The 13,841-nt window shown below is 42.0% G+C and carries 10 protein-coding genes and 1 pseudogene; 4 read left to right on the forward strand and 7 right to left on the reverse strand.

The features are described from left to right. Window positions 1-162: 162 nt before the first annotated feature. A complete protein-coding gene (rne, locus tag CKQ84_RS22850; protein WP_105252861.1) occupies window positions 163-3,603 on the forward strand; it encodes a ribonuclease E in 3,441 nt (1,146 codons plus the stop codon). Window positions 3,604-4,598: 995 nt separating this feature from the next. Here the strand turns inward: rne and CKQ84_RS22855 are convergent. The 3 genes from CKQ84_RS22855 to CKQ84_RS22865 form a co-directional block, all read right to left on the reverse strand. Beyond that, window positions 4,599-4,808, reverse strand: a complete 210-nt coding sequence (locus CKQ84_RS22855) for a cold-shock protein (protein WP_011789734.1) — start codon at window positions 4,806-4,808, stop codon at window positions 4,599-4,601. A 307-nt stretch (window positions 4,809-5,115) separates the two neighbouring features. Further along, on the reverse strand, window positions 5,116-5,931 hold the full coding sequence (rlmA, locus tag CKQ84_RS22860; protein WP_105252862.1) for a 23S rRNA (guanine(745)-N(1))-methyltransferase: 816 nt from the start codon (window positions 5,929-5,931) through the stop codon (window positions 5,116-5,118). Window positions 5,932-5,971: 40 nt separating this feature from the next. Further along, window positions 5,972-6,820: a hypothetical protein gene (locus CKQ84_RS22865; RefSeq protein WP_105252863.1), complete on the reverse strand. Its 849-nt coding sequence runs from the start codon at window positions 6,818-6,820 to the stop codon at window positions 5,972-5,974. A 668-nt stretch (window positions 6,821-7,488) separates the two neighbouring features. Here CKQ84_RS22865 and CKQ84_RS22870 point away from each other — a divergent pair. Then, on the forward strand, window positions 7,489-8,247 hold the full coding sequence (locus CKQ84_RS22870; RefSeq protein WP_011071076.1) for an IS5-like element ISSod6 family transposase: 759 nt from the start codon (window positions 7,489-7,491) through the stop codon (window positions 8,245-8,247). Between the two features lie 118 nt (window positions 8,248-8,365). Further along, on the forward strand, window positions 8,366-9,160 hold the full coding sequence (locus tag CKQ84_RS22875; RefSeq protein WP_254053150.1) for a hypothetical protein: 795 nt from the start codon (window positions 8,366-8,368) through the stop codon (window positions 9,158-9,160). A gap of 371 nt (window positions 9,161-9,531) precedes the next feature. Here CKQ84_RS22875 and CKQ84_RS22880 read toward each other — a convergent pair whose 3' ends face one another. The 4 genes and pseudogenes from CKQ84_RS22880 to CKQ84_RS24115 form a co-directional block, all read right to left on the reverse strand. Next, window positions 9,532-9,678, reverse strand: coding sequence for a DUF4019 domain-containing protein (locus CKQ84_RS22880; protein WP_105253142.1), 147 nt, complete (start codon window positions 9,676-9,678; stop codon window positions 9,532-9,534). Further along, entirely contained in the window at window positions 9,647-9,928 is a 282-nt protein-coding gene (locus CKQ84_RS22885) for a DUF4019 domain-containing protein (protein ID WP_105252864.1), read from the reverse strand. Before CKQ84_RS22885 ends, CKQ84_RS22880 begins: the two co-directional genes overlap by 32 nt. 115 nt (window positions 9,929-10,043) lie before the next feature. Beyond that, window positions 10,044-10,760 (reverse strand): hypothetical protein, encoded by a 717-nt coding sequence (locus CKQ84_RS22890; RefSeq protein WP_105252865.1) that lies wholly within the window; start codon window positions 10,758-10,760, stop codon window positions 10,044-10,046. Between the two features lie 150 nt (window positions 10,761-10,910). Next, window positions 10,911-11,078 (reverse strand): annotated as a pseudogene (locus CKQ84_RS24115) (IS91 family transposase); the annotation flags it as partial. A 2,178-nt stretch (window positions 11,079-13,256) separates the two neighbouring features. Between CKQ84_RS24115 and CKQ84_RS24120 the strand changes: the two are divergent. After that, entirely contained in the window at window positions 13,257-13,661 is a 405-nt protein-coding gene (locus CKQ84_RS24120) for a hypothetical protein (protein ID WP_254053151.1), read from the forward strand. Window positions 13,662-13,841 lie beyond the last annotated feature (180 nt).

The raw sequence follows: 13,841 nt of genomic DNA on the forward strand, positions 1-13,841 counted from the left end.
ATGGGGTTGGTTGATGTTTTACAACGAATTCCTTGTTTTTGTAATCATTAAAAAATAAGCCATAAATAGGATGCGACACGCAGCGACTGCGTCTAACAGTAATGCGCACCTCTTGCCTAGCCACCAGCCGTGAGGCTCAGTTGACCTACTGCTAGGCCCGTAATGCAGCGAAGCGCGATGTTTGATGACCTCTATTTAAAGAAGAATGACGTCATCATGAAACGTATGTTAATCAATGCAACTCAATCAGAAGAGTTGCGTGTTGCCCTTGTTGATGGGCAACAACTGTATGATCTAGACATTGAAAGCCCAGGTCATGAGCAAAAAAAATCAAACATTTACAAAGGTAAAATTACCCGAGTAGAACCGTCTTTAGAAGCCGCTTTCGTCGACTACGGTGCCGATCGTCACGGCTTTTTGCCACTGAAAGAAATCGCTAGAGAATATTTCCCGAAGGGATATTCGTTCCAAGGTCGCCCAAATATCAAAGAAGTGGTCAGTGAAGGACAGGAAGTTATTGTCCAAATTGACAAAGAAGAACGCGGCAATAAAGGCGCAGCCTTAACGACCTTCATCAGCCTTGCAGGCTCTTACTTAGTATTAATGCCAAACAACCCACGTGCTGGCGGGATTTCTCGTCGTATCGAAGGTGATGAGCGCACTGAGCTAAAAGAAGCGATGGCTGACTTAGAAGTGCCTGCTGGCATGGGTCTTATCGTGCGTACTGCGGGTGTAGGCAAAGAATCTGCCGAGTTAAAGTGGGACTTAAAAGTTCTACAACACCACTGGGCGGCGATCACCGAAGCTTCACAAGTTAAAGGCGCACCTTTCTTAATTCACCAAGAAAGCAATGTGATAGTTCGCGCTATTCGTGACTATTTACGCCGTGACGTGGGCGAAATCCTCATCGATCATCCACGTATTTTTGAAGAAGCGAAGCAACATATCGCCTTAGTTCGCCCTGATTTCGTTGAGCGCGTAAAACTGTACGAAGCTGAAGTGCCATTATTCACTCACTTCCAAATCGAATCACAAATTGAATCCGCCTTCCAACGCGAAGTGCGTCTGCCATCTGGCGGTTCAATTGTTATCGACCCAACTGAAGCCTTAACCTCAATCGATATCAACTCTGCCCGTGCCACTAAAGGCGGCGATATTGAAGAAACAGCACTGAACACTAACCTTGAAGCCGCCGATGAAATTGCCCGCCAATTGCGCCTCCGCGACTTAGGTGGCTTAGTGGTTATCGACTTTATTGATATGACGCCTGTGCGCCATCAGCGTGAAGTTGAAAACCGCTTACGTGATGCTGTTCACCACGACCGCGCCCGTGTGCAATTAGGTCGCATTTCTCGTTTCGGTTTGATGGAAATGTCGCGTCAACGTCTACGCCCCTCTTTAGAAGAATCTGCAGCGCATATCTGCCCTCGCTGTCATGGCCAAGGCACGATTCGCAGTACCGAGTCTTTAGCACTGTCAATTTTACGTTTGATGGAAGAAGAAGCCATCAAAGAAAACACCTCACAAATCGAAGCGATTGTGCCTGTGGATGTTGCAGCTTTCTTGTTAAACGAGAAACGCAAAGCCATTCGCATCACAGAACAGCGTCACGATGTCGAAGTGTATGTGATACCTGACGCACACATGATGACGCCTGATTACCGCGTGATCCGTCACCGTAGTGATGATGAAATCAGTGAATCAAGCTATAAGCGTATAGAGCATCCTGAAGCCAAATTGTATGAGCCACGCAAACTGGAACGTACTGCGGCGCCGATTCCGGCATTAAAAGGTTTTGCAGCGCCACAAAAAGTAGAACAAGCCCCATCACCAACGGTGAAAGTTGAAGCGCCACAACCAGGCTTCTTCAGCAAGCTTGTGAGTGCAATCAGTGCCATGTTTGCGCCAAGTGAAAAAGCTGAACCCGTAAAAGTTGTTGAAACTAAAGCAACTGATACCAGTGCGGCTAACGCAAATCGCCGTAACCGTCGTAATGACACTCGCCGCCCACGCAATGCCCAAGATGCCGACAAAGCAAAAGAAGGCACTCGTGAGCCGCGTAGCCGCAATCCAAAAAAACCGACTGATGCAGTAGTCAGCACACAAGAACGTCCAGTACGCGAAAAAGAAGAAGCGGCTAAACGTCCAGCTAAAGCTGAACCGAAGCCACGCGTACAAGCGCCAAAAGATGTTGTTGCCGACATTGAAGCAGATGATGCCCCTAAGCAAGAAGTCGCCCGTGAGCGTCGTCAGCGCCGTAACATGCGTCGTAAGGTGCGTATCGATAATGGCCATAATACGCCAGATAATGCGATCCCAATTGCACCTGAAGATGCAGCAGAAGTGTTAGCGGAAATTGCAGCCCTTAACGCCGCAGCGGCAAGTACTATCAGTGTTAATGCCAAAGCGGAAGTCATTGCCCAAACGCCAGCAGAAACTAAAGCGCCAAGAACACGTCGCCAGCCTCGTAAGGAAGCTGCACCTGCTCAAGAAGCGCAAGAAAATATTGTGCTAGAAGAGACAACTGTAATTTCTACTGTAGTAGAAACACCTGCGGTTGATGCTGTTAACACAGCTGAAAACACCTTGGTTGACACAGCAGCTCATACTGTAGCAGCGGATGCTGTATCGCAAGATAGCGAAGTTGATGCAGACAACGAAAATGCTAATGCTGATGATCAATCAAAACGCGAGCAAAGAGATGGTCAACGTCGTAGCCGTCGTAGCCCTCGCCACCTTCGTGCAGCGGGTCAACGTCGTCGTCGCGACGAAGATGACCAAGGTACATCAACGCCAGCGCAATTCGTTCCTAATGACGAATTAGGTGCTGACCAAGAGTACCCAAGCGAAATCGTCAGTGTTCGAGTGGAAACTCCTGTTGTTGCAACTCAAACAACAGCGGTAACTGAACCGGCCGTTAAAACTGATGGCGTCGAAATAGCTGAAACAAGTTCAACTCCAACTGTTGAAGCTCCTGCTGTTGTTAAAGTAGAAGCAAAAGTTGAGCCTCAGCCTCAAGCAAATGACGTTGCAGCAGTTGAAACTCAGCAAGTTGAAACTAAACCTGTTGTGACTAAAACCACTGAAACGAAAGCGGAAGAGCCAAAGGCTGCTGACGTAAAAGTTGACCTTGCGTCAATCGTTGAAACTCAGGTGACCAGCGTTACTGCTGAAGCCGTAGTCGTTGCAGTCCCATCAGTTGAAAGCTCAGTGACTAAATCAGTAGCAGTACCCAAAGCTGAAGCAGCTAAAACCGAAACACTTGTCGAGCCAAGTGTTGCACCGAGCGCTGAAGTAAAAGAAGCCGTGAAAGCAACAGCCTCTGCGCCAATGGCCAGACCGGCTGCTATCGCTAAGCCTCAAGCCACAGTACAAACAGTTCCAACAACACCGCAAATCACGGATGCAGTTGTTGTCAGCAAGCCGAAAGCCGCCAGCCGCTTTGGCTCTATGGTGTCTTCGGATATGACGAAGCCTGTCGTTGAGGTGAGAGAACAAGTGGCAGTCCCTAAAGGACGAGAGTATGAGAATACTGCGAACGAAGAGTCTACTGCCAAAATCAAACTCGCTAATGGTGCAGAGTCGGATATGGCGCGTCCATAATCACTTAAGCTAAACCAGAAAAGCCATGCAATTGCATGGCTTTTTTATTTACACTGTAATACTCCACAATATTTAAATTTAGCTTTATCCATTTTTCGGCTTAATCGTAGTCCCTTAAATAACATAACCCATCAAAAGATCCTCGGTATATAGTTCTCAACTTTAAGTATTCTTGCGTTGTCACTAACGTCACATTAGAAGCAATAAACATGCTAACAAAATATCAGGCCAATACCCGCCAGTAGAAAGGGCTCTTAATCCATTTAGTGCTAACTGTAGACCCCTCCTTTATAAGTTAGGAAAACTAGTCGAGGGAGAGCATTATTCCGCTATAAAGCAGCCGATAATTAAGTTGGATTAGCAGCCTAAAGCTTCTGTCGGAAATACTTAAATGTACGAAATGCAAGGCATCTCAATAGCAATATTCATTTTTTGGTCGGCTCCAAACTACATCATAAATAAGCTAGTGTTCTTTAATATCAAGCACTAAATGCTTTGCCAGCCTCAACTCTTTACTACAAGGCTTTCAGACTTAGGTGCAGCTTAGTATATGTAGGATGACTAAGTGCAAGAAATGTATATGCACCAATAATATTCGGCATCACTGATTTACAAAAAATGGATGATTAGACACATTCGCGTTCGACATTGAATATAAGATTACGCAAAAAATAAACTCGATAAGAGCAAGCGTTAAGAGTTAACATATAATGGAATTGAATGTTACAGGGGTAAAAATAAGGAGAGCGTATCAAATGGTTTTATTGAAAATCTTGGAGATATCAGAATTGGATTCTAACAGAGAAAGATTAGAGGATTAACTTCAGATTTAAGCATTAAATTAATGTGACATGTTAAGTGGATCTCGTCGCTTATACTGGATTCAACAATCTAAACTAAATGAAATCTTATTTTCGCACAAATAAAAAGAGCCACGGAATTAACCATAGCCCTTTAATCCATTGCTATCAGCTCTAGGCTAACAGCACTGAAAATTAACCAATGATAGTTACGTTTTCAGCTTGTGGACCTTTTTGACCTTGAGTCACAGTGAAAGACACTTTTTGGCCTTCATCAAGAGTTTTGAAACCGTCAGAGTTGATCGCACGGAAGTGTACGAATACATCTGGACCAGATTCTTGCTCAATGAATCCGAAACCTTTGTCAGAGTTGAACCACTTAACAACACCAGTAACTTGAGACATAATATAAATCCTGTAAATAAAAAATTAAAGCCTTAACGGCGGGTGGAGCTGGAAAATGCCGGTATTACTTATGTTTACAGGACGAACTGGTCGTATTGAACACATAAATATAAGCCCAACCTTCAAGCTGATAAGACTATAAACCATTCTAAAGATAAGTCAACACACTGCGACACTTTGGATTATTTATTTTGCCTAAATCTACTTTACGGTTTTGCAACCGGCTAGCAGAACACTAGGTTCATGCTGTTTAGCAAGTACAGTTAAGCATTTTAAATACTTTATTTCAATAGCTTAATCTTATCGCTTACTTTGAAATCCGATGCACTTCAATTTGGAAATCCAATTCACAGTTCAGTCCTTGCAACGCAAATGCTTGCTTTTGGGCATGAGTAAACTTCCAAGCATAGGGCGTCATTTCTAAAAAATGAGCAATATGTTCACTGTTTGCCAGTTCTAACTGGGAGATTAAGCGCTCCTGATGCAGACACTCAAATCCAGCAATATGCGCTGTGGAAACGGGATGTAATCTTGGCTCAGCATAAATTTGTTGTTTCAACGCAAAATGGTGTAAAGGTCCCGGAGAAACCGTTATCAGTAAGCCTCCATCAGCCATAATCCGTTGTAACTCTTCTACTTTTGAAGGGGCATAAATACGAATGGCAAGATCGACACTTTGGGATGCGATTGGCATTTCATAGGCACTTGCGACACAAAATTGCAAATTAGGGTAACGTTTAGCTGCATATTTAATTGCAGACTTAGAAATATCTATACCTTGTAAATTGCAATCATGGTGCTGGCTCAACACATGAAATAAACGTTGACTGTAGTACCCTTCCCCACAGCCTATATCGAGGATTTGTTTTGCTTCGACACCAAACTCAAGCGCGAGCTCATTCACTCTATCACTCAAACCTTGATAGTAACCCGCGTTTAAAAATTCACGCCGAGCAAACATCATCTGTTTATTATCACCAGGATCTTTTGAGTTTTTCTTCTGTACAGGTAATAAGTTGACATAGCCTTCTTTGGCCATATCAAACTTATGTTGCTGTGAACAACCCCAAGTTCGCTCCGTTAACGTCAGTGGGGCGGCACACAGGGGACATAAATAATGCATAATGGACTCTTATCATTTAGCTAAATTTGGGTAAAAAAGTTTACGTTTCGTCTTCCATCAATCGGTCTACCATCAGGATCAATTCCGGTGAAGCGAGTAATTCATAACACTCTAATTTTCTTAATAGCTTATCAGTGTTATCGACATCATTAGCAGCGCGGCTGTAGTTTGGTCGCTCAAACATATGGGTATAGGTTCTAAATAACCATTGTTGTTTTTGCAGTAGCAAGGGATCGATCCTTAATACTTCATCAGCAAGGCTGGCATGACATTGACCAAGCTCCCCACGCATAAACGCCTGCAATTCTAATCTAACCTGCTCGATTTCAGTCATGTAAATTGCAAGAGATTCAGATGATGCGGCATAGTCGTAGTGCCTTGCTAACAGTGCTTTAGCAACCATTAACGCTTTGGGCTCATGCAAAACCCGCAAATCCGCTTCTAAGGGTACTAACTCAAACTTTGAATTGGCTTGTAAGGCAAAAGTTAAGTAACTATCTGCATCTATTAAGTCATTATCTGCACCTAAATGACGAGTCGTATCTAAGGTAAAAGATACACCTCGCCTCAATTCAGCCGCACAAAATTTCGCAGCAGTTCCCATCCGTGTATAAAGCCTAAAACCTTGCCCAAGGCTGCGGGTTATTGGTGTATTGAAAGCCTGAGGGCTTTGCGGTAACGATTCGACCTTAAGACCCATAAACGGCTGGAAGCGGATGACTATATTTTGCTGAATTCCGGCTTCAGCTATGACGATAATCTCTAGTAAAGGGGCATTGATCGCCTGCGACACAATAAAATCACTCACATCGTCGGGTAGCCGTAATGTGAGTATTGATGCCTTTGCAACATCAAGCACCATAGGTTCATTTAGAAATTGATGGTACATAAGACATTATTCTCCTATTTAACCGCAATTGTACCGTCGAATCTTAATGAAGATCACCTATTAAGCCGTTATATTTTCAAGATAATGGCTTAATCACCTTTGTAGTGTAAATGTTCATTCGAGGAATTTCGGTGTTAAGATGTTATTATTCGACAAACTGTCATTGAATTTAATTTATGTCTAATCATTCTCAGCTAAGCATATTTAGGCACGACTACGAAACAATAACCACTTAACCATTGATTAATAGTATAAAAATCAATGTACACACTCCAAATCTGTACACCCACATGTACACACTCAGTTTAATAACCTTCCAAATTAACTGTTCTGAGACAACAAGATTACGTATAACCTCAATATTCTTTCATGTTAAATCTGTTTACTCCCAACATTTTTGATTCTCATTTGCAGTCGATACACATCGTTTTAGATGCGGCCCACAAACCAGCTAAATAGGCCTCTTTAAAGCCATACCCCAAGTTGCCTCAAAATAGCAGCTAGAATATTTGCTTATCCTAGTTGGTGGAATGCTCACATATCGTAAATATTTAATGAGTATAATTTATACAAGTCATTAGGGTCTGTTGATCTTTCGAGAGTGATTTTTAGACAGCATGGCAAGACGTTATAATTTGCTTCGCCAAAAGTAACCATAACCTCAAGCCATGCCAAGACTTATGCTAACCGATGCACGCTGGGAAAAGCTATTTCATTTAATGAAAAGCACAGGCCGTGTTTATGACAAACCTGAACATAGACAAACATTCGAAGGTATTCTTTACCGCCTTAGAACAGGTATCCCTTGGCGAGATTTACCTAAAGAGTTCGGTCATTGGAGCACGGTCTTTAGACGGTTTCATTTATGGTCTAAGAAAGGCGTTCTAGCACATTTATTCAAGGCCTTAGCCAACCTTGCTGATATAGAATGGGTCTTTATTGATGGCTCGATAGTGCGGGCTCACCAGCACAGTGCAGGTGCAGCGACGCTAAGTAATGAGAGTATTGGTAAAAGTCGAGGCGGTAATTCAACCAAAATTCACTTAGCCGTCGACAGCGGAGGATTACCGATTTATTTCGAATTATCAGAAGGCCAAAAACACGATATTACACACGCCCCCAGCTTAATTGAGCACCTGAAGCAGGTTGATACCGTCATTGCAGATAAAGGTTATGACAGCGATGCTTTTCGTGAACTTATCGCAAATAAAGGCGGGAAATCTGTTATTCCAAGGCGCCGCTATAAGAATACACCTCAAGAAAGAGTCGATTGGTGCTTATATCGGTATCGACATTTAGTGGAGAATGCTTTTGGAAGAATTAAGCACTATCGAGCAATATCAACAAGATATGACAAGCTAGCAAGAAATTACGCCAGTATGGTGTCACTGGCGTTTATGTTAATGTGGCTGCCGATGTATTGCTGAACAACATTTGTACAGCAAAGATCAACAGACCCTAGTTTTTTCGCCGTTCAGACCAATTAAGCTATAGTCTATTTGAGGATGTAGTAAATAGGTTTCTGAACATGAACATGAGTTTCTTATGTATAACTTACAAATAGTTAGAATTTTTTTGATTGTTATTCTCTTGATGGCCATAACAAGCGTACCTATCACTTATGCTAACGATCAATTCATTATCAATCACTCAGAATCGAACCTTGACCATAGGTACCAATATACATATGACCTTTTACAGCTAGTGATTGATGCAACCAATGCCGATTTCGGCCAAGCCTCACTGGAGGTTTCCGATGTCATTATGAGCAGAAATCGCATATTAAGAGAATTACAAGATGGTCAAACTATTAATGTTATAGCTGATGCCTCTAGTTCAGAGTGGAATACTAAGCTTATACCAATAAAAATTCCCATCCGTAAGGGAATTCAAGGGTTTAGGATTTTCATTATTCAGAAGAAAAATGCGGAATCGTTAGCTCAAATAACCTCTATTATGCAATTAACGTCTCTTAAAACAGGGTCAGGTAGTCAATGGTCAACTAAAGTTGCCATGCAACAGGCTGGATTTGGGGTCGTAGAAAGCATTCAATATGATAGTTTATTTAACATGCTATCAAAGGGAAGGTCTGCTACATTTGGCCGTGGAGTGAACGAAGCTTATCAAGAACTTGAGCAGTTCAATCTACAGTATCCAAATCTAGTTATTGATGAAAACATTTTGCTGCATATCCCTCTTGCTACGTATTTTTATGTTTCACCTAACAAGCCTCACTTAGCCCAGAGAATAGAAGTCGGTCTTCGAAGAATAATCAACAATGGTGAGTTTGATAGATTATTTTACAAACGTCATTGTGATTTTTTGATAAAAAGCAAATGAATCAAAGGTTAATTTTTAAAATTGACAATCCTCTTATCTCCGAAGCTGAGATGACTTCAATTGTAGGTAAAGATTTTCTACTCAATCCTAAAGATGACTTTTCCATTTTGTGTAAAAAAAATCACTGATAATGATGTCTGAAATTTTGAATAGCACCGCAAAAGCAGTGCCAATTAGGCGTCGATTTAGACCATTTTAACTATCGTCTAAAACAAATGTGCGGCATATGCGTCAATGGTAAAAACATCGGACTTCGGTGAAGAATTTGGGTTGATCAGTGCAATGACAAATAGATTGTCTGCGCCGTCTAACATCGCCAGCTTTGCTGCGCGGCCTTGTTAGTCCTGCAAGCCTAAGTAAATACAACAAAATTATTTAATGAAGTAACCAACTGGAAGCCACTGCCCACTAGTTTTACTAAGTGTTAATGTTTCAGTTGCTAACTTTTTATATTCAAATTCGGTTTGAAATTGAATAACTAAGTATTCACCTTCTGGGGCACCCAGGAAGCGATGAATATTCTTTAGCGCCTAATTCAGAGCGTGATTTAACTTTACCTAATGGAGTTCGGACGCCTTTAAGTGCTGTATCCCACTTGGTTTGTGACAATTGTGATTTAAAGAATGAATCAGATTTTTGCCAACTTTCAGTGTAATTACCCGCATCAACGATTTTAAGCCACTCTTTTGCTGCAGTTGAACCAGAAGATTCATTGGCCGAAACAAGAGAAGAAATACACAGTGTTAAGATAAATATTAGTTTTTTCATAATAATTCCTTTTATTCTAAAGTCTAATGATATTGCCATACTTTAAATACAGCTAACACTCGCATTTGCTGCTGGTTTGAAGCACAACGAAAACCAGTACAACACCATGCGCTTATTAGTGTTTTTTTGCATACGTGGTAACCAAAACGTTGCTTGCTTCAAGAATTCCTTGGTTGATTTGATCAACCGTACAGTAATCTTCGTAGTACCAACCGTACATTTGATGTATGCCTAGATTATCCCCGAGATAGTCTTTTGTTTTGCTGTAATAATCATAATTATCAATTTCTTCGAGTAACTTTTTAAACTGCATACAGGGCGTTACTGTGCCCGAAGCAATTAATAGTACATGATGCTCAACTAGTTCTCTTGCAGCCTCTTCTATTGTCGGAATTAATACACCTATTTCTTTTAGGTATTTTTCGAATAGCGTTGAAATACATCCCCATCCCTTTGGATCGCAATCTAATATTTCAAGAAAGACATCCGACCAAATACCTTTATCTAATTGAGAATTAACATGCTCAATGATGTCTTTGGTGTGCAGTATTCCTGCTGCATATTTAATTGCCAAAAATTCTTCTTGGGTGCTCATAGTTTGTGGCACTAATGTCTTAGTATTTATGCACAGCGCTGTTTGCAGGGCATAAATCGCTTGTTGGACTTGGTCGCTGCCACATCCGTGTAAATGGGTATGAATGATGCTATCGGAATTTGCTTTTTTGCGGTAGCAGTCTTTTATACAATTTGGTAGGTAATCACTTGATATCGTTTTAGCTTTCTCATTTTTCACTCTCACTTTCGACTGATTATTGACCTTGGTTGACAGCATTGGGGCCCCACATTCAGGCTGTCATTCACCCCCTCATCAGCTTAACCCCATAAGGTTGGCTGCTTCTCGCTGTCGGTCATACGCTTCGACTTGAGAGAGTGGTTATCCTAACATTAGTACTGGCTGACTTTGGCAGTTAATCATCACTAATTACTGCGGTCTTTTCAGACCAAAATACTGCAGATGGTCCAACTGGCATTGCAGGCATAACCACGAACAGTCTTCCTTAACCTAATGACTCGCCAATACCACCAATGGATTGTTTGATTGCAACTTGATTAGCGCGAGCTTTTTGCGATGGCAAGCATTGGTTAAGTACTGCGTAAAATCACAGTCATGACATACATTACTAACCGGTTAGCCAATTTTGAATGGTTTAGTTATCAGTTAAGTGATTTTGAGATAAAGCTGGGACGAATCGATGAGCCTAGGCGGCGACGCTCTGATGTATTCAAGCTAAAGGTAGGTTTCTCCCCTCACCGTTCTCCGCTTTTATAGTGACTCACTTACACATAGAGGCAAAATATCGGTCCATTCAACTAAGATCAAAGGATCACAAAATCGATCTGTTGAAGTTGGTATATCCGAGCACATCTATTTTTCGAGCACCTGAGGGACAAGGAAAATAATCAATTAAAATCAATATCATAAACAGTGTCTGAAATTATGAACTCCCCCTAAAAGCCTGCAAATAAAACAACAACCAAGCCCTCTAAAATCCTCATATGTAGTGAAGCACTGCGCGTCACCGAACCCGCAATCAACCGAGCCGGAAGGACCCGCGATGATAATGGTTCGCATCCACATCGAATTGAGAGTTATTCTCATCGTCATAAAGTGGCACATTCGGTTTCAATCAAACCGTGAGCATCGGCGAGGCACAAAATCCGCCCATCTGAAAATCAAAATTCATCATAATTGCACATGATCATCGCTCCATTCCTATCTATGCAGGATGACTAATATAGGTAAAGAGAACGAGCCTGGCACTCGGCTAAAGTAAGCCAAGGCCTAGACTGCTACTGTTCACGTAAAACCGTCTAAAACTGTTTAAAACCTTGGCTTTTACCCTCTTCATCCTATCGCCAACAATTAACACTAAAGCAACAAGCACACGCTGTTGCATCCTTCCTTAGGGTTGATGCAATGACTCGCCTGTAGCCTTACTGCTGCATGGGCTAGAGTGCTCCCAACTTTTTGAGGCTATCTAGGGATTATCTAGGCCGCATCGAAAAACGGTTGAACCATATTGGTGCAACACACTGAACAATACCCATTGAATAGAAACATATCAATAACAATTCAGATTAAGGCAGCATGCGCCTAAAAACGCGTTCAATCACCCAGAAACAGTGTGTAGATCATCCCAGTTCACCTGCTTTCGATGACTAAAAACGGGGAGCGGATAACGCCTTCGCAGGATGAGGCCGCGACCGAAACAGCGAGCCAAATAGAAGGATCCATTTAGGCGCCATCAATTCACCCAGAACTACCAAAAAACTCACCTTTTGCCCTACCCTTTACGCCCTTGAAGCGTTAACACAAAAAAACAAAAGTGAGCCGTTGCATCCTCCTCTAGGGTTGATGCAACGACTCGCCTGTAGCCCTACTGCTGCACGGGTTTGAGTACTCCCAACTTTTTAAGGGGATCTAGGGATTATCTAGGCCGCATCGAAACACTGTTGAAGTCTAATGGTGTAATCCCCCGATCACAATACAACATACCAGTAACAACTAAAGCTAAGAAAACGTGCGCTATTCTCACTCGTCATCGTCGCTCAACACGACTATATCAGTCCTATTTGTGCCAACTTCACCCACAACCTGAACGACTAACGCACCTGCAGGTAAAGCCGCTGACAAAGTCGTAAACAAGCACCTTGATGCCAGGCATCAATACCTATCAGCCCAACGAATCTCCCAGCCTCACAAATACTATTTAGCCAGCGTGAGATTAGCGGACACACCTGCAGGTAAACACACGGCAGGATCATAGGACCACACTCTTAGGTACTGACATCATCCACACCGGCATTAGCAGATAACTGTTCAGCGCTCATTATGCGCATTGGGATTGGGTAAAACCGACGATTAGGCATAAAGCGTAACGAGATTGGGTGACACGTCTGCAGGTAAAGATTGTGGTCTAAGAACAGGTCAAACTGAACGCACGATTGAACTGGATTAGTCTTGACTTAGCTCCTCAATATTCAAACCACTATGCAATTAGATCCGACAGATGGCTTTAACCCACTTGTGCCCCAAAGCAATTTTAATCCGGTAGAATCACTGATCGTGAAGTAGCCTGCGCCAAAAATTTTTGTAATGATGGCAAGTGCCTACTTTTAATTACTTTCGTGCAGGTATAAGGCGTTAAGCGCAAAGGACTATAACTATTTTGGATAATGATGAAACTTACAGCATTAGTTGATAATACTCGTTTAGACAGTAGGCCAGAACTAGGTTGAGCGGGGACTCTCTTTTCATGTAGAGACAATGGGAAGCCAAATTCTGTTTGATACAGGAAGCAGTAGTACGTTCTGTGAGAATGCGGCGTTGATGAATATTAGCATTCAAGACATTGATCTCGAAGTGATATCTCATCGTCACCACGACCATTGCAACGGTACTACTCACTTTATTGAACGAAATTCTAAAGCAAAGATATATCTGAAAAACTGTGAGGATAAAAACTATCGATTTAAGCCGTTTGGTTTTAAGAATGATGTTGGTATTAATAAAGAATTGCTAAAAAATGCAAGTGAGCGCTTAGTTTTTGTTGAACATACAACAGAGATATTGCCGAACATTTTTATTATAACCGAAATTAGTGATGAATATGAAAAACCAAAAGGGAATCGGTATCCTCTATACCCAATCAGAAAATGGTTACGAAAATGATACATTTGACCATGAATTACTTTTGGTCGTTAAAGAAAGCGATGGCCTAATCGTCTTTACTGGTTGTGCTCACAGCGGTGTTTTAAATATGGTTGAGACTGCTATTGAACTGTCCCTAACCACAGAATAAAAGCAGTTGTTGGAGGTTTTCACTTGGTTGGTTTGCCACTATTGAATAGC

Source organism: Shewanella sp. WE21, from assembly GCF_002966515.1.
Classification (GTDB): Bacteria; Pseudomonadota; Gammaproteobacteria; order Enterobacterales; family Shewanellaceae; genus Shewanella; species Shewanella oncorhynchi.